Raw genomic sequence first — 18,748 nt, forward strand, 5'->3', positions numbered from 1 at the left:
CCTGTCATTCCCGCTGTGTCATCCCCGCGAGGGCGGGGACCCATAAACACAGGCCATATTCCAGTCCTGCTCCGTCCCGTTTATGGATTCCGGGCTCCGCTGCGCGGCCCCGGAATGACAGGAAGAATGCGTTACGACAGCACCATGTTCACGGCGCTTTCCGGCAGTTCCTTGCCGAAGGAGCGCTGATAGAACTCGGCCACCAGGGCGCGCTCCAGCTCGTCGCACTTGTTGAGGAAGGTGACGCGGAAGGCGAAGCCCGTGTCGCCGAAGATCTCGGCGTTCTCGGCCCAGGTGATCACCGTGCGCGGGCTCATGACGGTGGAGAGATCCCCGTTCATGAAGGCGCTGCGGGTGAGATCGGCCACGCGCACCATCTTGTTGACGATATCGCGGCCCTCGGTGCTCTCCTGATAGTGCTTCGCCTTGGAGAGGACGATGTCCACCTCCTTGTCGTGCGGCAGGTAGTTGAGCGTGGTCACGATCGACCAGCGGTCCATCTGGCCCTGGTTGATCTGCTGGGTGCCGTGATAGAGGCCGGACGTATCGCCGAGGCCTACCGTGTTGGCGGTGGCGAAGAGGCGGAAAGCCGGGTGAGGACGGATCACGCGCTTCTGGTCGAGAAGCGTGAGCTTGCCCGACTGCTCCAGCACGCGCTGGATCACGAACATCACGTCCGGACGGCCGGCATCGTACTCGTCGAACACGAGGGCCACATTATGCTGCAGCGCCCAGGGCAGAATGCCGTCCTGGAAGGCGGTGACCTGCTTGCCTTCCTGGAGCACGATGGCGTCCTTGCCGACGAGGTCGATACGCGACACGTGGCTGTCCAGGTTCACGCGCACGCAGGGCCAGTTGAGGCGGGCAGCCACCTGCTCGATATGGGTGGACTTACCCGTGCCGTGATAGCCGGTGATCATCACGCGGCGGTTGCGCGCGAAGCCTGCCAGGATGGCGAGCGTCGTCTCCCGGTCGAACAGGTAATCCGGATCAAGATCGGGCACATGCTCTTCGGTCTGGGAGAAGGCCGGAACTTCCAGATCCGAGTCGATGCCGAAGACCTGTCGCACGGATACCTTCATATCCGGCAGCAGGGTCGTTGTATCGGTTTGTGCCGTCATAGGGGCCTCTCGGATTGAGGGTTTTCAATACTTGCCATGGCTTCATAAACTCCATGGCGGTGCGGTGCAATTTCCTAAACGCTGAAGAGGGCTGCATAAAACGATGTCGTCTCAGCAGAGACCAGCGCTCTTGAGGGTATCATGCGCCTTGATGATGTCCCGCAGCCGCTCCTCGAAAGAGCGGTCCCCACCATTGGCGTCGGGGTGGAAGCGCTTCACCAGGGCCTTGTACTGGGCCTTGATGGCGGGTCCGTCGGCGGTTTCGTCCAACCCTAGGATGTCCAGCGCCCGGCGCACGGCCCCTGTATGGCGGGGTCGCTTGGGCTCTGGGCGGGCCCTGTGGGTGCGGGCCTGGGTGAAGTCCTCGCCTCTCAGGATGCCCAAGGGGTCGAAATAGGCCCAGTCGCGGGTTTCCTGCTTGGCCTCCTCACCCTCAGCCTTGCCGGAGGTGTTCACGCCCATGGCCCAGGTCGGGCGATGGCCGATGATCGCATCCTTCTGGTAGGCCGCGACCGCCGAATCGGACATGCCCGAGAAATAGTTGTAGGATGCATTGTACTCGCGCACATGATCCAGACAGAAACGCCAGTACTGGCCCTCGCGGTCCCGGCCTTTCGGCGCGCGGTATTCGCCCGACGCCTTGCAGCCGGGATGCTCGCAGACAGGTCCCTTGACCTCCCGCGGCTCATCGGCGGAAGGCTTGATCCGGATACGGTCGAAAAGAGGCGAGTTGAGATCCATGATTCAAACATTATGAGGGGCATGAGGCCTTGAGCCAAGGCTTAAGAGCTTTTCGCCGCAGACCCGTTCAAAAAGGCTTATCAAATCGCATGACCCTGAACCGCTGGATCACACAAACCCTGCAGGAGCGCCTGCACCCGTCCCAACTGACCGTCACGGACGAGTCGGAACAGCATCGCGGTCATGGCGGATGGAGGGAGGGGGGCGAAACTCACTTCAGGGTACATATCGTATCTGAAGCCTTCATCGGCAAGAGCCGGGTCGAGCGCCACCGTCTCGTCAACGAGGTGTTGAAGGACGCCTTCGACAAGGGCCTGCATGCCCTGGCCGTCCAGGCCAAGGCGCCGGGGGAGTAGCGCGAGATCGGCTCAACCCGTCATGGCCGGGCTCGTCCCGGCCATCCCGACTGGAAAGGCGCTGCGCTACGAATCGGGATCCCCGGCACAGAGCCGGCGATGACGGGCAGCGTGTGTAGATGGATCCCCTTCCCTCGCCTTCGGCCCGCCGGGGATGATCAAGCACGTGGTGCTTGATCACTTGATCCGCTCGAGCACGCTCACGTAGTTCGCGACCGCCGCGCCGCCCATGTTGAAGATGCCGCCGAGCTTAGGGGCCGTCACCTGCATGCCACCGGCCTCCTCGCAGAGCTGCATGGCCGAGAGCGCATGCATGGACACGCCTGTCGCACCGATGGGGTGTCCTTTCGCCTTCAGGCCGCCGGAGGGGTTCACCGGCAGCCTGCCGTCGCGATTCGTCCAGCCTTCCTTGACGGCGATCGCGCCCTGCCCGGGCGGCGTCAGGCCCATGGCCTCGTATTCGATAAGCTCGGCAATGGTGAAGCAGTCGTGGGTCTCGACGAAGGAGAGATCGGAGAGCTGGATACCGGCCTGATCCAGCGCCCGCCGCCACGCTTGCGTGCAGCCCTCGAACTGAACGATGTCGCGCTTCGACATGGGCAGGAAATCCTGCGCATGAGCGGTCGCGCGGAACGCCACGGCCCGGCGCATGCGCAACGCCGTCTCGGTATCCGTCAGCACGAGCGCGGCCGCGCCATCGGAGACGAGCGAGCAATCGGTCCGCTTGAGAGGGCCTGCCACGAAGGGGTTCTTCTCGCTCTCGGCCCGGCAGAACTCGAAGCCGAGATCCTTGCGCATCTGCGCATAGGGATTGTCGACGCCGTTCCTGTGGTTCTTGGCGGCAATCAGCGCCAGCGCATCCGATTGGTCGCCATAGCGCTGAAAATATTGGCCCGCAATCTTGCCGAACACGCCGGCAAAGCCTGCGGGCGTCTCGCCATCCTCGGGCACATAGGAGCACTTGAGCAGGATGTTGCCGATCTCAGGACCGGGCGTGCGGGTCATCTGCTCGACGCCGACCACCAGCACCGTCCTGGCGCGCCTGGCTTCGATGGTCTTGATAGCCTGATGCACGGCCGCAGAGCCGGTGGCGCAGGCGTTCTCGACGCGGGTGGCCGGCTTGAAACGGAACTCGTCACTTGCCTGGAAGACGAGGGAGGCCGTGAAATCCTGAGGCGAGAAACCGCCGTTGAAATGGCCAAGCACCACCTCGTCCACGTCTTCCGCGCCGATGCCCGCATGTTCCAGCGCCTCGTTGGCGACGCGGACGATGAGGCTCTCGACGGTTTCCACGTCGAGCTTGCCGAACGGGGTATGCGCCCAGCCGACGATGCAGGCTGTCATGGGGGTCTCCTTACAAACTTCGTTGTTGGGCATAAGGTGGAATGCTTCCGACCTTTCGGCAAGCCGGCCCTGGTCGAAGGCTTGAGCCCTTTCGATCGCCCCTTGAATTTGCCGCGGCTTAGGCCTCCATGGACGACCTGGAACGAATCATCGGAAGTCTCCCATGCGCCTCTGCGTCTTCTGCGGCTCGAATGCAGGCCAGGACCCCGTCTACATGGAAACCGCCCGTTTGCTGGGTGAAACCCTGGCGAGAAACGGCATCGGGCTCGTCTATGGCGGCGCTTCGGTCGGACTCATGGGTGCCGTGGCGGATGCGGTGCTTGGCAAGGGTGGCCATGTGATCGGCGTGATGCCCCAGGCGCTCGTCGACAAGGAAATCGCGCATGCAGGGCTGAGCGACCTGCGGGTCGTCGGCTCGATGCATGAGCGCAAGGCGCTCATGGCCGAACTCTCCGACGGCTTCATTGCCCTGCCGGGCGGTCTCGGCACCTTCGAGGAACTGTTCGAGGTCTGGACCTGGGCGCAGCTCGGCTATCACAAGAAGCCCTGCGCCCTGCTGAACGTCTCTGGGTTCTACGACAGGCTCGCACATTTCCTCGACGATGTGGTGGAGCGCGGCTTCGTGAAACCCGTTCATCGGGCCATGCTGATCGTGAAAGACGAACCCGCCGCCTTGATTGACGCGATCCGCAGCTATGAGCCGCCGAAGGTCGAGAAGTGGATCAAGGCAGGTGAGCGTTGATTGAGATTGTAACGGCGCTCATTCGTGATGAGCAGGGTCGCGTGCTGCTCGTTCGCAAGATCGGCACCGACAGCTTTATGCAGCCGGGCGGCAAACGCGAGGCGAACGAAGACGATTTGACGACGCTTACCCGGGAAATCAGGGAAGAGCTCGGCTGCACCGTCGTTCCGGATTCGATCCGGCCTCTAGGAACCTTCGAGGCTCCTGCCGCCAACGAGCCGGGCCGATGGGTGCGGGCCCGCGCCTACAAGGTCCGCATAACAGGTCAGATTTCCTGCGAGGCCGAAATTGCCGAGCTCATCTGGGTGGATCCGGGCAAGCCTTGTGAGCGAAAACTGGCTCCGCTCACACGGGACACGATTCTGCCTCTCGCCCTGTCGCCGGAGAATCAGGCCTTGTAGGCCCCTACGCCCTCTCCGAGAGCGGCATTGCTCGCCTCGCGGATCTTGGCGGCAGCCTCATCATAGAGGAAGGGCAGAAAGGCAAAGCGCCGCCCGGACGTGACCTTCGAGACGGCATGCAGAAGCGGCGCAGAGAATACAACGGCTCCGCCGAGCGGTGCCTTGTAGCTGCGCGAGCCGTATTCGGGAAAGCTCACCTCGCCGCCTTCGAAATCGTCGTTGAGATTGACGGAAACCGCAAAACGCCGGTGAGCCGTTCCTTTTGTGGTGTTGTCCCGGTGCGCGCGGAAATGCCCACCATCCTCCGCCGCGTAGCAGGAGACGATGTAACGCTCCATTCGGGTGGGCTGGAAGAAATGCACCTTCTCGATTTCGGGGTTCACGCGCCGAATGATACGGCGCTGCAGCTGCCCGATCAGCTCGGGATCCGTGATCGTGAAATCCTTGCGGCGCTTGTGGTTAGGATCATGCGCGGCGACAGTCTTTCCGTCGACTTCGCGCATGAAGCCGGATTCCTCGCCCCCATGCTCCTGATAAAGGCCGATGAGGTGTTGGCAGAAAGCGGGCTCGAACACGTCCGGAATGATGAGAATGGGAGCCGGTATCTCGAATCCGGCGAAATGGTCGACCGGCGGCAGGGCGCGCAGATAAGCCATCACCTCCTCGCGGTCGCTCCCATCATTTCTGAAGGGAAAGATCGCACGAATGCGAAGCGTCGGATTGAGCACCATCCAGAAGCGACGGAGCGCCACCTGCACTTTTCCTGACGCGACGTCATGCGGAATTGTGCCATAGAGCCTGCCGACCACGCCGTCGAAATCCCAGAAGTGGCGGATGCCGGGCACGATCTGCCGGGCGCGCGCTTCGGACAAATCCGATGGATCGCAGCTCACGCCGAACAGGGCGATTTTGTCGTCGTCGAAGAGATCGCGATGCGTCTCCTGGAAGGCGCGCAGGGTTTCACGTCCGACCTCGTCCGATCCGGTTCCGTAAAAGCACAGGACAAGATAGCGCCCGGCTGCGGCCTCGAAATGAAACTGGGGATTGGCCGTAGAATTCTGCACGAACCAGGGGGCGGGATCGCCAACCTGAAAGGCACGATAGGGAGATCTTTGAGAAGCAGCAGAAGCGGGGACAGTCATAAGATGCTCCACAACATATTGACATGTTATGCCATAACTAATGCATTCTCGCAGAACAATCCGCAACCGCCTTGAAACAACTGCCCCGCTTCGTTGTTCTTCAAAGCGAGCGGCTCTTGCCACTCTCTTGCCATGGAGTTCGGTACAAAGGGTAGACCGGGTTGCGATGAATAACCCAAACCTAGCCAAGGCCAAGGTTTGGGACTAAAAATATAGCCCAGCTGGCAAGCGGGGCTTTTGGTTCCCCTCTCCGACCGTTGTACAAGTCTTAAGGAGTCGTTCGTATGAACGTTAGCCGAGCCCTGCGCGTGACAGCCTTTGCCATTGCCGCTTTCGTGAGCGGACAGGCTCTGGCCGCCGGCGGCCCTGCCCTCGTGGTCGAGGTTGAATCCGGCCGCGTTCTGCACGCAGAGCGGGCGACCGATCCGTGGTATCCGGCCTCCATCACCAAGCTGATGACGGCTTATGTCGCCCTCGACAAGGTCAAGCGTGGCCAGCTGAGCATGGATACCTTGTTGACGGTGCCAGACAGCGCCGCCGCGCTGCCGCCGTCCAAGATGGGTTTCAAGCCGGGCACGCAGATCCGCCTCGACAACGCTCTCAAGATCATGCTGGTGAAGTCGGCCAATGATATCGCCGCGACGATTGCGGAGAATATCGGCGGTTCCATCGATGGCTTCGCGGCGCTCATGAACGCCCATGCGCAGCGGCTCGGCATGGTGAGCAGCCATTTCGCCAATCCGCACGGCCTGCCGGACGAGCGCAACCAGACCACCGCCCGCGACATGGCCGTCCTGGCGCGCGCGTTGCTGACGGAATTTCCGGAATATCAGGACCTGTTCCATATCGGCGCCGTCCAGTTCGGCCGCCGCATCATGCGCAACACCAACGGCCTTATCGGCCGCTACCCCGGTGCCGACGGCATGAAGACTGGGTTCATCTGCTCGTCCGGCTTCAACGTGGTGGCGAGCGCCACCCGCGATGGACGCCACCTGATTACCGTCGTGCTCGGGGCACCTTCCGCCAACGAGCGCACCATGAAGGCAGCGGAACTCTTTGACCGTGGCTTCAACAGCAAGGTGAACTTCACCAATCCCGAGCTTGCGGCTCTGCCCGCTTCGGCCAACGCGACGCCACCGGACATGCGCTCGGTGATCTGTGACCGTCGCGGCCCGATGCCTCAGGAAGAGGACACCCCCGTGGTCGCCGAAGAGGATTCGAACATTCCGAACCTCTTCTCCTCAGAGGTGATGGCATTTGCCGGCGACACCCAGAAGCCCGCGCGCACCGTGCTCGGCCCCCGTACCGCCGTGCAGCCGGAGCGCGTCTGGATCGGCCTGAACCCGCCATCCGAGGCCGAACTCGCCGCCCAGGCCGCAGCGGAAGAGGCGGCAGAGAAAGCCCGCCTGAGCAAGAAGAAGGCGACGACCTCCAAAAAGAAGGCCAGCAAGCAAGCCGCGAAGGATCCGGATGTGACGCCGGTGATCGAGGAAGGCGACAAGACGAAGGGCAAAGGCCGCGTGAGCGTCACCGTCAAGCCGGTGAGCGGCAACACGAAGGCGACCGATCAGAAGCCTGCCGCCAAGTCAAAGGCTCAGAAGGCAGATGCCTCGTCAAAAGCCAAATCGGCGACGAACTGACCTTATCCATCGTCCGATAGCGCCCGGCCTAAAGCCGGGCGTTTTGCTTCTAGCGCATCGTGCGGAACCGAAGGTCCGCGTCAGCGAAAAGTGGCTCCGGTTTTCCGCGCAAACGATGCGCTCCTCTAGGAAATGAGCATCGGATGAGTCCCAAAAGTGCAAATCCACTTTTCACGTCCGATGCTCTGCCCCCTTGCATTCGCTCCCGATCCGCGCGAACGGTGCGGGTCTCCCATCAGTTTCACCCGAAATGACGCGCTCCTCCCACGCCTCCGGCCTTCTCTTCGCTATCGGCGCCGCCAGTTGCTACGGCTTCAACATCGTCTTCGCACGCATGGCATCCTTTGCCGGCGCCAGCGGCTCGGCCATCGTGGTCTACCGGGTGTTCCTGATGCTGGTGCTCGTGGCAGCCGTAGCGGCAATCGCGCGACGCTCGCTCGCCATGGCGCGGGAGGAACGAGGAAAGCTCCTCCTGCTTGGCATCTCCAGCGCTCTTCAGGGCATTTGCTATCTTTCGTCCGTCGCCTTCATTCCCGTGACGGTCGCGGCGGTTGTGTTCTACACCTATCCGATCATCATCGTTCTCGCGAGCCCGTTCGTGGAAAGGACGCCACTGACGCCTGCCCTCACCGGCGTCGTCGCGATCGCGACCCTCGGCGTCTGCCTGGTGGTAGGACCGGCCTTTTCAGATCTCGACTGGCGAGGCTTGGCCCTCGCCTTCAGCGCCAGCATCATCACGGCCATCCAGTTCTTCACCGCAGCGCGCTGCACCAGCACAGGGGTGGTAGCGAAGGTGTTCTGGATTCAGCTGATTATCCTACCCACCGCGATCCTCATCAGCCTTGTCACAGAGCAGTTCGCACCGCCATCGATCCTTGCTCTCGCTCCCTTTGCGGTTGCCATGACCATCGGCGGCTACATTGCCGGATTCGTGCTGCAGTTCCTGGCGCTGGGACGCATCTCGGCGGTCGCAGCCGGAATTGCCTTCTGCACCGAGCCGGTGGTTGCGACCCTTTCCTCAGCCATTATCCTCAATGAAGGCCTGTCCTCCCTGCAGGTTGCAGGCGGCACCCTTGTGCTGGCTGCGATCATCGCCAACGTTCTCCTGGAACAGCGCCGCATGAAGAACGCGGCCCTGATTCCGGTTGCGGATGAGAAGTCATGACGAACGCTCACCAGACCCCGCCTGCGCCGATCCCGCTGACGATCCTCACCGGCTTTCTCGGTGCCGGAAAGACCACCCTGCTCAACCGGATGCTTAAAGATCCGGCGCTGCAGGACACGGTCGTCATCATGAACGAGTTCGGAGAGATCGGCCTCGATCACCTGCTGGTGGAGACCGTCGATGAAGGCATGGTTCTTCTGTCCGCCGGCTGTCTCTGCTGCACCGTTCGTGGCGATCTTATTGCGACCCTCGAGGATCTCCTGCGCAAGCGCGACAACAACCGCATCCTGCCCTTCAAGCGCGTGATCATCGAAACCACGGGCCTCGCGGATCCCGCTCCGATCCTTCATGCCGTGCTCTATCATCCGTATCTCTCCATGCGCTACGCCGTGGAAGGCGTGGTGACGGTGATCGATGCGGTGAACGGCTCCAGCACCCTCGACGCACACCGGGAGGCCGTGAAGCAGGCCGCCGTCGCGGAGCGGATCGTCATTGCAAAGGCTGATCTCGTTCAGGATCAGGCGGGCGTTTCGGACCTTCAGGACAGACTGCGCCAGCTCAATCCGGGCGCGACGATCCTCAGGGCCGATGCGCCGGTCGAAGACATCATTGCAGGCGGCCTTTTCGATCTTGACGGCAAGATTGCCGATGTCGCCGAATGGCTCAAGACGGAAGCCGTGGAAGAGGCCGAGCGCGAGAGCCATGCGCACCAGCACGCGCATCACCACGGCCATCACGGCCATGACCATCATCACCATCACGACGTGAACCGGCACGACGAGAGCATCCGCGCCTTCTGCCTCACCAGCGATCAGCCGATCCGCCAGGGGACGCTGGACATGTTCCTCGACCTGCTTCGCTCATCGCAAGGTGCGAAGCTGTTGCGCGTGAAGGGGCTGGTCGCGCTCGCCGAGGATCCGGATCATCCGGTGGTGATCCACGGCGTGCAGCACGTGATCCACGTGCCTGCCATACTGCCGCGCTGGCCGAGCGAGGATCGCCGCAGCCGCCTCGTCTTCATCGTTGACGATCTGGAGCGTGAGACGGTGGAGAAGCTCTGGAACGCCTTCCTCGGAAAGCCCGCCATCGACCAACCGGACGCGGCGGCGCTCTCCGACAATCCTCTGTCTCTGCGTCGCTAGCGCATCGTACGGACCTCGGGTTCCGCGCAGACGATCCGATGCTCTAGGCTGCCATCTGCGAGCGCTGCGCCCACCCGGTCATGGAGCGCTCCGCAGACGCGGTGATTGCGTACATGGCGACGCCGAGCACCGCGAGCACCATGAGCGCAGCCCAGACGAGCGGCACCTCGAAAGCGGCGGACGCGCGCGTAAGCAGATTGCCGATACCAACGTTCGACGCATTCTGCTCGCCGATGACCGATCCCACGTAGGCCAGAGTGATGGAAATTTTCATGGATCCGAAAAAATACGGCATCGCACGCGGCACTCCGACCTTGAACACGATGTCCTTCTTGGAGGCGCCGAGCGCGCGCAGCACGTCCTCCATTTCGGGCTCTACCGTGGCGATGCCGGTAGCGACATTCACCACGATCGGGAAGAACGAGATGAGGAAGGCCGTCAGCACCGGCGGCACCCAGCCGACGCCGAACCAGAACACGAGAATCGGCACCACGGCCACTTTCGGGATCGAGTTGAAGCCGACGAGCAGGGGATAGCTCCCTGCATTGATGAGCTTCGAGGAGCCCAGCAGCATGCCGAGAAGAAGGCCGAAGCCTACGGCAAGCCCGAAGCCTGCGAGCGTCATCCAAAGCGTGTGCAGGGCATGATAGGTCAGCTGGCTCCGGTACTCCCACACGGCAAGCAGGATCGTGGAGGGTGCCGGCAGGATGAAACTCGAGATTTTGAATGCGCGGCAGACGATCTCCCACAGCAGGAAGAAACCGACGGTGAAGACCCATGGCGCGACAGCGAGTTGATTCTTGGCTTTCATGAGAGGCTCACGCCGCCTTGCGCGCCTGCGCGATATGACCGCGCAGCTCGTGGACGAGTTCGGAAAATTCCGGCGTATAGGTGATCTCGAGATCGCGCGGACGTGGAAAGGTCACCTCACGCTCGGCCACGATGCGGCCGGGGCGCGCACTCATGCAGAAGATGCGATCCGCCAGGAAGGCCGCCTCGCGTAGATCATGCGTGACGAGAATGATCGTGACCTTCTGTGCCGCATGGAGATCGCGCATCACGCACCACAATTCCTCACGGGTGAAACTGTCGAGCGCGCCGAAGGGCTCGTCCAGCATCAGGAGCTTCGGCTCGTGGATGAGCGCACGGCAGAGGGAGGCGCGCTGCTGCATGCCTCCGGAGAGCTGCCAGGGATATCGATGACCTTGGCCCTTCAGACCCACCTGCTCCAAAAGGCCCTCAGCTTTTGCGACATATTCCGCCTTGTGCTTGCGCAGTCGGGAGCGATGCGGCTCCACGATTTCGAGCGGCAGCAGGATGTTGTCGAGGGTCGTGCGCCAGGGGAGCATGGTGGGGTTCTGAAACGCCATGCCCGCGAGCTTGACCGGCGCGCCCACCTCCTTGCCGTCCACGATCACCGTTCCCTCGCGAGGGAACTGCAATCCGGTGGCAAGTTTCATCAGCGTGGACTTGCCGCAACCTGAGGGGCCGACGATGGCGGCGAACTCACCCTCGTTGATCCGGATGGTCAGGCTCTGAACCGCCGGAATACCATCCTCGGCGCGGGCATAGACATGAGTGACGTCGTGAATGTCGACGAAGGGCTTCATGCAACGAACTGCCTTGAGAGAAATGGAAAGGCCCGGTCACTGCTGCGACCGGGCCTCGGAAGTCTCAGTTCACTTTCCGCTGGTCGGCCGCAGGCAGGAACTCTTCCGTGAACACGCTCTCCACACTCGGCTTCTGCTTGTAAGTGAACGTCAGACCAATCTGATCGAGGGCCTTGGCGAAGCGCGCCTTGTCGATGCCGCCAAAGCCGTTCTCCTTCACCCAAGGCGTGAGCATGTTCTGCTCCAGCACCATCTTGAGACGCTCAAGCTCCACGTCCTTCTTGGCGACGTCGTTGCGCTTGACCACCGAATCCACGGCGCTTGCCGGATCCTTCACCGTATCCTGCACGCCCTTCATGATCGCGCGCAGCAAGCCTTTCACCGCCTCCGGCTTCTCCTGCGCGAACTTGTGCGACACGATGATGGTGTTGCCATAGAGGTCCACGCCATAATCGCTCATGAGCAGGACGACGATGTCATCCGCCGGAACACCGCGCGACTTCAGGTTGATGTAGGACGACATGGAGAAGCCGAACACCGCGTCGACTTCGCCCTGCGCCAGCATCGGCTCGCGAACGGGGAAGCCCACATTCTCGAACTTCATGCCTGAATCGTCGAGCTTGTTCACCGTTTTGAAGATCGGCCATTGCGCATAGGCGCCATCCGCTGCCGGCGCGCCGAACTTCTTCCCCTGCAGGCTCGACGCTTCCTTGGAGATGCCGCGGCTCTTGCGCCCGATGATCGCGAAGGGCGGACGGTCATACATCACCATCACGGCCTTGATATCCGTGTCGGGGTTCTCATCGCGGAAACGCACGAGTGAGTTCACGTCGCCGAAGCCCACGTCATAGGTGCCCGATGCCACGCGGGAGATCGGCTCGCGGGAGCCTGCCGCCGGATCGATCGTGACATCGAGCCCTTCGGCCTTGAAGTAGCCCTTGTCGAGCGCCACGGCAAAGGGCGCTGCCGGACCCTCCCAGCGCCAGTCGAGGGAAAACCGCACCGGGGTCTGCGCCTGGGCGGCAGCGCTCCCGAGCAGCACCGCCACGCCGGCTAGGATCCCCCTGATCCACCGAGGCTTCGTCGAACGTTCTGACTCCATCACTGTTACCTCTGCTTTATGGCCCAGCCTCTTGAACGAGCTGGAATGGCTTGAGTTGCCTTGTTGTTGACCATGCAAGCAGATCGGTGAGCAGGGTCAAGCCTGTAGCCCGGGCAAGCCTGCCCCGAAGACGCTCATCTGACGCAAAATTGAGCAGAAACCCCTTCGGCGGGAACCCTTGACCTCCTTTCACCCTCTCACCATGTTGGGTGCCGTCGGTGACCGGGCCCCTCTGGCAGGCGGATGAACCCCTGTGATGTCGGAGCCGATTTGGTTCAACAATGGGTTCGGTCAGATGCTCGAAGTCTTAGCTTTAAGCTGGCTTGGCACTCCCGCGTGGATGTGGCTTGCCTTCCTTGGAATCGTCCTTGCTCTCCTCGTCCTCGATCTGGGCGTGCTTCACCGTAAGCACCATGAGGTCGGCGTGCGCGAGAGCCTTGTCATGAGTGCCTTCTACATCACCCTCGGCGTCGCCTTCGGCGGCTTCGTGTGGTGGTATCTCGGCCCCGATGCGGGCATGAACTATCTCACCGGCTTTGCGGTCGAGAAGGCGCTGGCGATGGATAACGTGTTCGTCATCGCCATGATCTTCTCGTTCTTCGCCGTGCCGCGCCTCTACCAGCACCGGGTGCTGTTCTGGGGCATTCTCGGCGTCATCGTCCTGCGCGCGCTCATGATCGGCTTTGGTGCCGCGGTGATCTCGCAGTTCTCCTGGGTTCTCTATATCTTCGCGGCATTCCTCATCGGCACGGGCGTGAAGATGCTCATCTTCTCCGACACGGAATATGACATCTCCAAGAACCCGGTGATCGGCTATATGCGCCGTCACTTCAACGTGACCGACGAGCATCATGACCAGCACTTCTTCGTGAAGAAGCCGCACCCGGAGACCGGCAAGCTCGTGTGGTTCATGACGCCGCTCTTCATGGCACTGGTGCTCGTCGAGATTGCGGACGTGATCTTCGCAGTGGACTCGGTTCCGGCGATCTTCGCCATCACCACGGACCCGTTCATCGTCTACACGTCGAACATCTTCGCGATCCTGGGGCTTCGCGCGCTCTATTTTGCGCTCGCCGCCATGGTGCACCGTTTCCACTATCTGAAGTATGCACTGGCCTTCGTGCTGATCTTCATCGGCTCCAAGATCTTCGTGGCCGACATGCTGGGCCTCGCCAAGATTCCGGCCCCGGTCTCTCTCGGCGTGACCTTCGCCATCCTCGCAGCAGGCGTCGGCTGGAGCCTCTGGAAGACGCGGGGCGAAGAGCCGGAAGCGAAGCAGGGAGCCGGCTAACCCTCGCCGGATCAGGTGGCATGCGCAATGGCACTCGCTCCACTTGCCTAGCAAAGCATCTGATCCCAAAAATCATCAAGATCGGGGGAGAGGTGGCCTAGCGCATCGTGCGGACCCGAAGGGCCGCGGTAGCGAAAAATGGACCCGGTTTTCCGCAATCAACGATGCGCTCATCAAAGAAGAAAGCATCGGATCGAATCTCAAAAGTGGATTCCACTTTTTTCGCCCGATGCTCTAGCGCTTTGCTGGTTCCACCGCTCACCTGAAACTGCAGCGCATGATCCAGAAGGCGCGGGCTCACCCGCTCCTCCCCCACCGCCAGTCGGGTGTTCCCGACTTGGGCAGGAAAGAGCAGGTCTCGGGCAAGCCCGGGGCCTGTGGGGAAGGAGGGTTGCAGAGCCATGCTGGTTTCAGGTCTCACCCTGCCGTCTCCTTGGTGTCATTCCGGCGTTAAGCCAGGACCGTCCTACCGCGTCATGGCCATCCCCGGATTTGGTCCGGGGATCAGTCCCGGCGCTCCCGTCTTGGGAACCACAGCGCTTTGAAGGCGGTGATGACGAGAGGAATCCTTCCGACGCTTGAGCCATGATCGCCGTACCTCGGGATGGCCGGGCGTGTCCCGGCCCTCCCCGTCGTGGACCCGCTGAGCCATGAAGACGTGGATCCCCGGCCCACGGCCGGGGATGACGCGAGAGGCTGCGGCAGGCGGGAGGGCGCAGCCGGAACATGTTCCCACTTTGTTCTTGACAATATGCCTAAACTGAGTTACATCTGCTGCATCCCAACCTGCTGGGGGCGCGCTCGCGAGGCGTCGTGACTGCGGGGTCGGGAGCGGTCCCGTGCCGGAGGTGAACGCAGGCTCGTGTGACGGGAGGCCCAGGCTGTGCCCGGGGTTCAGGATTGGTCCGGAGCCGCCCGCTGAAAGCGATGCGGTGGCCGCTTCGGGCAGTTGCTGGGACCGCGCCGCCTGTCCGCCTAAAAGAACCGTGCGCGAGGAGCCGTTCGGTTCCACGCTTCACCTCACAGATCGAGCCGGACCGCTCCTCGCGCCCCCCTCGACTGCTCACCCTCGGAACGCCACCGGCCCCGGGGATGCTACCGCTTGGCTCTTTGACAAATAACGGACGAGTGGCCTCAGACCGGCAGCACTCCGTCGCTCTTCACTTCCTCCATCACCGCGTAGGTGCGGGTTTCCTTGACGCCGGGCAGCGCCAGCAGGATCTCGCCGAGGAAGTGGCGGTAGGCAGCCATGTCGGCAACACGCGTTTTGACCAGATAATCGAAGCCGCCCGCGACCATGTGGCATTCGAGAACTTCCGGAGCGCGCTTCACGGCTTCGGCGAACTTTTCAAAGACATCCGGCGTCGTCTTGTCGAGGGAGACCTCCACGAAGACCAGGAGCTCCAAGCCCAGCCGATGCGGATCGAGCCGCGCTCCGAAGCCTGCGATGAAGCCCTCCCGCTGCAGGCGCTTCACCCGATCGCTGGTGGAGGTGGGTGAGAGGCCCACCTTCTCGGCGAGGTCCACCGTGGAAATCCGGCCATCCTGCTGCAGGAACTTCAGGATCTTCCGATCGATTCGGTCAATCTCCGTCATTTTCACGCCTATTTAGCTTCTTTCCCTAAAATATTAAGGCAAGAACCGCAATATTGCCATCGAAACGCGGTATGGGAGCCCGTATATTCCCGGGAAACTCCCAGAGGAAACCATGGCTCAGAATTTCAACGCCGCCCTGCCCTTCAACCCGCCCTTCGCCGAGGATGACAAGGCCATTGCCGCCCGCCTCCTGGCGAGCTCTCGCCTGTCCCCTGAGCGTGAGCGCCGCATCGACGAGCAGGCGACCCGCCTGGTCGAGGCGATCCGCGCCAAAGGCGGCGGTCTCGGCGGTGTCGAGGAAATGCTGCGCGAATATGCACTCTCCACCAAGGAGGGTCTCGCCCTCATGGTGCTGGCGGAAGCGCTTCTTCGCGTGCCGGATGCCGCCACCGCCGACAAGCTCATCGAGGACAAGCTCGGCCAAGCGGATTTCGCGAGCCACGAAGCCAAGTCCGACGCCTTCCTCGTGTCCGCCTCGGCCTGGGCGCTCGGCATCACCGCGCGCGTGATCCAGCCCGGTGAGACGCCGGAGAGCATTCTCGGCCAGCTCACGAAGCGCATCGGCCTTCCCGCCGTACGCGCCGCCACCCGCCAGGCCATGCGCGTGATGGGCAACCACTTCGTGCTGGGTCAGACCATCGAGGAAGCGCTGAAGCGCGCCACCTCCACCAAGGGCCGCATCTATCGCTATTCCTTCGACATGCTGGGCGAGGGTGCCCGCACGGCGGACGACGCCCGCCGCTATTTCGAATCCTATTCCTCCGCCATTGACGCCATCGGCCGCTCCGCGGGCAACGAGCCCCTGCCGAATCGCCCCGGCATCTCGGTGAAGCTCTCAGCACTGCATCCGCGCTATGAGGCGACGAGCCGTGAGCGCGTGATGCGCGAACTCGTGCCGCTCGTCATCGCGTTGGCGCAGAAGGCGAAGTCCTACGACCTCAATTTCACCATCGACGCGGAGGAGGCGGATCGTCTCGAACTGTCGCTCGACGTGATCGAGGCCGTGATCGCCGATCCGTCACTGGCGGACTGGAAAGGTTTCGGGCTTGCCATCCAGTCTTATCAGAAGCGGGCGGGCAGCGTGATCGATGCGATCGCCGCCATGGCCGAGCGCCATGATCGTCAGATGATGGTCCGTCTCGTGAAAGGCGCCTATTGGGATACGGAAGTGAAGCGCGCGCAGGAGCGTGGGCTCGACGATTATCCGGTCTTCACCCGCAAGGCGATGACGGACCTGCATTACATGGCCTGCGCCGAGAAGATGCTTTCGCTTCGTCCGCGCATCTTCCCGCAATTCGCAACCCACAATGCGCTGACCGTCGCCTCCATCCTCGAGCGCGCAGGCGGCACGGACGGTTTCGAGTTCCAGCGGCTGCACGGCATGGGCGAAGCGCTTTACGCCCGTCTCCTCGAAGATAATCCGGGCCTTGGCTGCCGCGCCTATGCGCCGGTCGGCGGCCATCGCGATCTCCTGGCCTATCTCGTGAGGCGGCTCCTCGAGAACGGCGCGAATTCCTCCTTCGTGTCGGTCGCCGCCGACCCCAATGTCCCGGTGCAGGCCTTGCTGAAGCGTCCTGCCGACATCATCGTCTCTGCCGATCAGGCCCGTCATCCCAAGCTCCCGTTGCCGCGCGATCTCTATGGTACCGAGCGCCCGAACTCGAAGGGCGTGGAGTTCGGCCATCAGGCTTCGCTCGATGCGCTGCTGAACCAAATCAAACAGGCGGCTTCGCAGACCTACCGCGCCGATCCGCTCCTCGACGGCAAGGTTGCTTCCGGCGAGACGCGCCCGGTCGTCAGCCCCATCGACGGCACGACCGTTGCCGGCCAAGTGACGGAAGCAACTCCCGAGGTCGCCGACCGCGCCATTGCGTCCGCCCGCGCAGGCTTTGCTATGTGGAGCCGTACGGATGCTGCAACTCGCGCGAAGGCGCTGGAGCGCGCAGCCGCTCTGCTCGAAGAGCGCCGCGGTGCGGCGTTGCATCTCCTGCAGACGGAAGCGGGCAAGACGCTCGACGACGCGCTCTCCGAAGTTCGCGAAGCGGTCGATTTCTGCCGCTACTACGCGGCGCAGGGCCGCACGCTCTTCGGCTCCGGCGAGCCGATGCCCGGCCCGACCGGCGAGAGCAACGTGCTGCGCCTTCGCGGACGCGGCGTTTTCGTGGCGATCTCGCCCTGGAACTTCCCGCTCGCGATCTTCCTGGGGCAGGTGAGCGCCGCGCTGATGGCCGGCAACGCGGTTGTGGCGAAGCCCGCCGAGCAGACGCCCCTGATCGCCGATCTCGCGGTGCGCATCCTGCATGAGGCCGGGGTCAGCAAGAGCGCGCTGCACCTCGTTCCAGGCGATGGTCGCGTGGGCGCCCGTCTCGTCGAGCATAAGGATGTGGCCGGCGTCGTCTTCACCGGCTCGACGGAGGTGGCGCGCATCATCAACCGCACACTGGCGGGCAAGGATGCGGCGATCGTTCCGCTGATCGCGGAAACCGGCGGCATCAATGCGATGATCGTCGATGCCACCGCGCTGCCGGAACAGGTTGCCGACGACGTCGTGACCTCTGCGTTCCGCTCGGCGGGTCAGCGCTGTTCGGCGCTGCGACTGCTCTGCGTGCAGGAGGATGTGGCCGACCGCATGATCGAGATGATCGCAGGTAGCGCGCGCGAGTTGAAGCTCGGCGATCCGCGCGACGTCTCGGTCCATATCGGCCCGGTGATCGACCGCGAGGCCAAGGACAAGCTCGACGCGCATGTCGAAGCCATGAAGCGCCAGGCGAAGGTGCATTATGCCGGCACCGCACCGGCGAATGGCACCTATGTCGCGCCGCATATCTTCGAGCTCAACAAGCCGCACGATCTCGCACAGGAAGTGTTCGGCCCCATCCTCCACGTGGTGCGCTACAAGGCCGATCGTCTCGAAGAGGTCATCCAGGCCATCGAGGGCACCGGCTATGGCCTCACGCTCGGCGTGCATTCGCGCATCGATGCTACCGTGAACCGGGTTGTCGAGGCTCTGTCGGTCGGCAACGTCTATGTGAACCGCAACATGATCGGCGCAGTGGTCGGCGTGCAGCCCTTCGGCGGTCATGGTCTCTCCGGCACCGGCCCGAAGGCTGGCGGCCCGCACTACCTCCTGCGTTTCGCCACCGAGCAGACGGTAACCATCAACACGGCTGCAGCCGGCGGCAACGCGAACCTGATCGCGATGGGGGAGTGAGGGCCTCGGCTCTCGCCCTCCTCCACCGCTCCGGGACACGTCATCACCGGCCCCGTGCCGGTGATCTCGTTTTCAGCCCTGCTCCGCCCTCATCCTGAGGAGGATTGCGCGAACAATCCGTCTCGAAGAATGTTTCAGTGCGCT

General features: G+C 62.8%; 17 protein-coding genes. 8 read left to right on the forward strand and 9 right to left on the reverse strand.

Translation table 11 applies throughout. The annotated features are described in order from the left end of the window. Window positions 1-131: 131 nt before the first annotated feature. Together cobS and ACUXUR_RS04070 are read right to left on the reverse strand one after the other, a co-directional pair. Window positions 132-1,121 (reverse strand): cobaltochelatase subunit CobS, encoded by a 990-nt coding sequence (cobS, locus tag ACUXUR_RS04065; RefSeq protein ID WP_445501064.1) that lies wholly within the window; start codon window positions 1,119-1,121, stop codon window positions 132-134. A 111-nt stretch (window positions 1,122-1,232) separates the two neighbouring features. After that, window positions 1,233-1,862, reverse strand: coding sequence for a J domain-containing protein (locus tag ACUXUR_RS04070; protein WP_445501065.1), 630 nt, complete (start codon window positions 1,860-1,862; stop codon window positions 1,233-1,235). An 89-nt stretch (window positions 1,863-1,951) separates the two neighbouring features. On the opposite strand from ACUXUR_RS04070, the gene ACUXUR_RS04075 reads away from it, so the two are divergent. After that, window positions 1,952-2,218 carry a BolA family protein gene (locus ACUXUR_RS04075; RefSeq protein ID WP_445501066.1) on the forward strand — a complete coding sequence of 89 codons (267 nt, stop codon included), beginning with the start codon at window positions 1,952-1,954 and terminating at the stop codon, window positions 2,216-2,218. A gap of 177 nt (window positions 2,219-2,395) precedes the next feature. On the opposite strand, the gene ACUXUR_RS04080 is transcribed toward ACUXUR_RS04075, so the two are convergent. Further along, window positions 2,396-3,562: an acetyl-CoA acetyltransferase gene (locus ACUXUR_RS04080; protein WP_445501067.1), complete on the reverse strand. Its 1,167-nt coding sequence runs from the start codon at window positions 3,560-3,562 to the stop codon at window positions 2,396-2,398. Between the two features lie 163 nt (window positions 3,563-3,725). Between ACUXUR_RS04080 and ACUXUR_RS04085 the strand changes: the two genes are divergently transcribed. After that, a complete protein-coding gene (locus ACUXUR_RS04085; RefSeq protein WP_445501068.1) occupies window positions 3,726-4,304 on the forward strand; it encodes an LOG family protein in 579 nt (192 codons plus the stop codon). Next, entirely contained in the window at window positions 4,301-4,705 is a 405-nt protein-coding gene (locus ACUXUR_RS04090) for an NUDIX hydrolase (RefSeq protein WP_445501069.1), read from the forward strand. The genes ACUXUR_RS04085 and ACUXUR_RS04090 overlap by 4 nt, the downstream gene beginning before the upstream one ends. Here the strand turns inward: ACUXUR_RS04090 and ACUXUR_RS04095 are convergent. Further along, complete coding sequence (locus ACUXUR_RS04095; protein ID WP_445501070.1) at window positions 4,693-5,847, reverse strand: 2OG-Fe(II) oxygenase; 1,155 nt, start codon at window positions 5,845-5,847, stop codon at window positions 4,693-4,695. The two genes, ACUXUR_RS04090 and ACUXUR_RS04095, sit on opposite strands and share 13 nt — an antisense overlap. 284 nt (window positions 5,848-6,131) lie before the next feature. Here ACUXUR_RS04095 and ACUXUR_RS04100 point away from each other — a divergent pair, with 284 nt between their 5' ends. From ACUXUR_RS04100 to ACUXUR_RS04110, 3 genes are all read left to right on the forward strand, one after another. Then, window positions 6,132-7,487 (forward strand): D-alanyl-D-alanine carboxypeptidase family protein, encoded by a 1,356-nt coding sequence (locus ACUXUR_RS04100; RefSeq protein ID WP_445501071.1) that lies wholly within the window; start codon window positions 6,132-6,134, stop codon window positions 7,485-7,487. Window positions 7,488-7,737: 250 nt separating this feature from the next. Further along, window positions 7,738-8,652 carry a DMT family transporter gene (locus ACUXUR_RS04105; RefSeq protein ID WP_445501072.1) on the forward strand — a complete coding sequence of 305 codons (915 nt, stop codon included), beginning with the start codon at window positions 7,738-7,740 and terminating at the stop codon, window positions 8,650-8,652. Further along, the gene (locus ACUXUR_RS04110; RefSeq protein ID WP_445501073.1) at window positions 8,649-9,794 is read left to right on the forward strand and encodes a CobW family GTP-binding protein; all 1,146 of its coding nucleotides are present in this window, start codon (window positions 8,649-8,651) and stop codon (window positions 9,792-9,794) included. Before ACUXUR_RS04105 ends, ACUXUR_RS04110 begins: the two co-directional genes overlap by 4 nt. A 43-nt stretch (window positions 9,795-9,837) precedes the next feature. Here ACUXUR_RS04110 and ACUXUR_RS04115 read toward each other — a convergent pair whose 3' ends face one another. The 3 genes from ACUXUR_RS04115 to ACUXUR_RS04125 all read right to left on the reverse strand — a co-directional run bounded on the left by ACUXUR_RS04115 (window position 9,838) and on the right by ACUXUR_RS04125 (window position 12,506). Next, complete coding sequence (locus ACUXUR_RS04115) at window positions 9,838-10,605, reverse strand: ABC transporter permease (protein WP_445501074.1); 768 nt, start codon at window positions 10,603-10,605, stop codon at window positions 9,838-9,840. Window positions 10,606-10,612: 7 nt separating this feature from the next. Beyond that, on the reverse strand, window positions 10,613-11,404 hold the full coding sequence (locus tag ACUXUR_RS04120; protein ID WP_445501075.1) for an ABC transporter ATP-binding protein: 792 nt from the start codon (window positions 11,402-11,404) through the stop codon (window positions 10,613-10,615). A gap of 64 nt (window positions 11,405-11,468) precedes the next feature. Further along, entirely contained in the window at window positions 11,469-12,506 is a 1,038-nt protein-coding gene (locus ACUXUR_RS04125) for an ABC transporter substrate-binding protein (RefSeq protein WP_445501076.1), read from the reverse strand. Window positions 12,507-12,762: 256 nt separating this feature from the next. On the opposite strand from ACUXUR_RS04125, the gene ACUXUR_RS04130 reads away from it, so the two are divergent. Continuing rightward, a complete protein-coding gene (locus ACUXUR_RS04130; protein ID WP_445501077.1) occupies window positions 12,763-13,797 on the forward strand; it encodes a TerC family protein in 1,035 nt (344 codons plus the stop codon). A 97-nt stretch (window positions 13,798-13,894) separates the two neighbouring features. Here ACUXUR_RS04130 and ACUXUR_RS04135 read toward each other — a convergent pair whose 3' ends face one another. Together ACUXUR_RS04135 and ACUXUR_RS04140 are read right to left on the reverse strand one after the other, a co-directional pair. Continuing rightward, complete coding sequence (locus tag ACUXUR_RS04135) at window positions 13,895-14,200, reverse strand: hypothetical protein (RefSeq protein ID WP_445501078.1); 306 nt, start codon at window positions 14,198-14,200, stop codon at window positions 13,895-13,897. Between the two features lie 731 nt (window positions 14,201-14,931). Further along, window positions 14,932-15,393: an Lrp/AsnC ligand binding domain-containing protein gene (locus tag ACUXUR_RS04140; protein WP_445501079.1), complete on the reverse strand. Its 462-nt coding sequence runs from the start codon at window positions 15,391-15,393 to the stop codon at window positions 14,932-14,934. Between the two features lie 112 nt (window positions 15,394-15,505). On the opposite strand from ACUXUR_RS04140, the gene putA reads away from it, so the two are divergent. Continuing rightward, complete coding sequence (gene putA, locus ACUXUR_RS04145) at window positions 15,506-18,604, forward strand: bifunctional proline dehydrogenase/L-glutamate gamma-semialdehyde dehydrogenase PutA (RefSeq protein ID WP_445501080.1); 3,099 nt, start codon at window positions 15,506-15,508, stop codon at window positions 18,602-18,604. Window positions 18,605-18,748 lie beyond the last annotated feature (144 nt).

Source organism: Microvirga medicaginis (genome assembly GCF_052658925.1).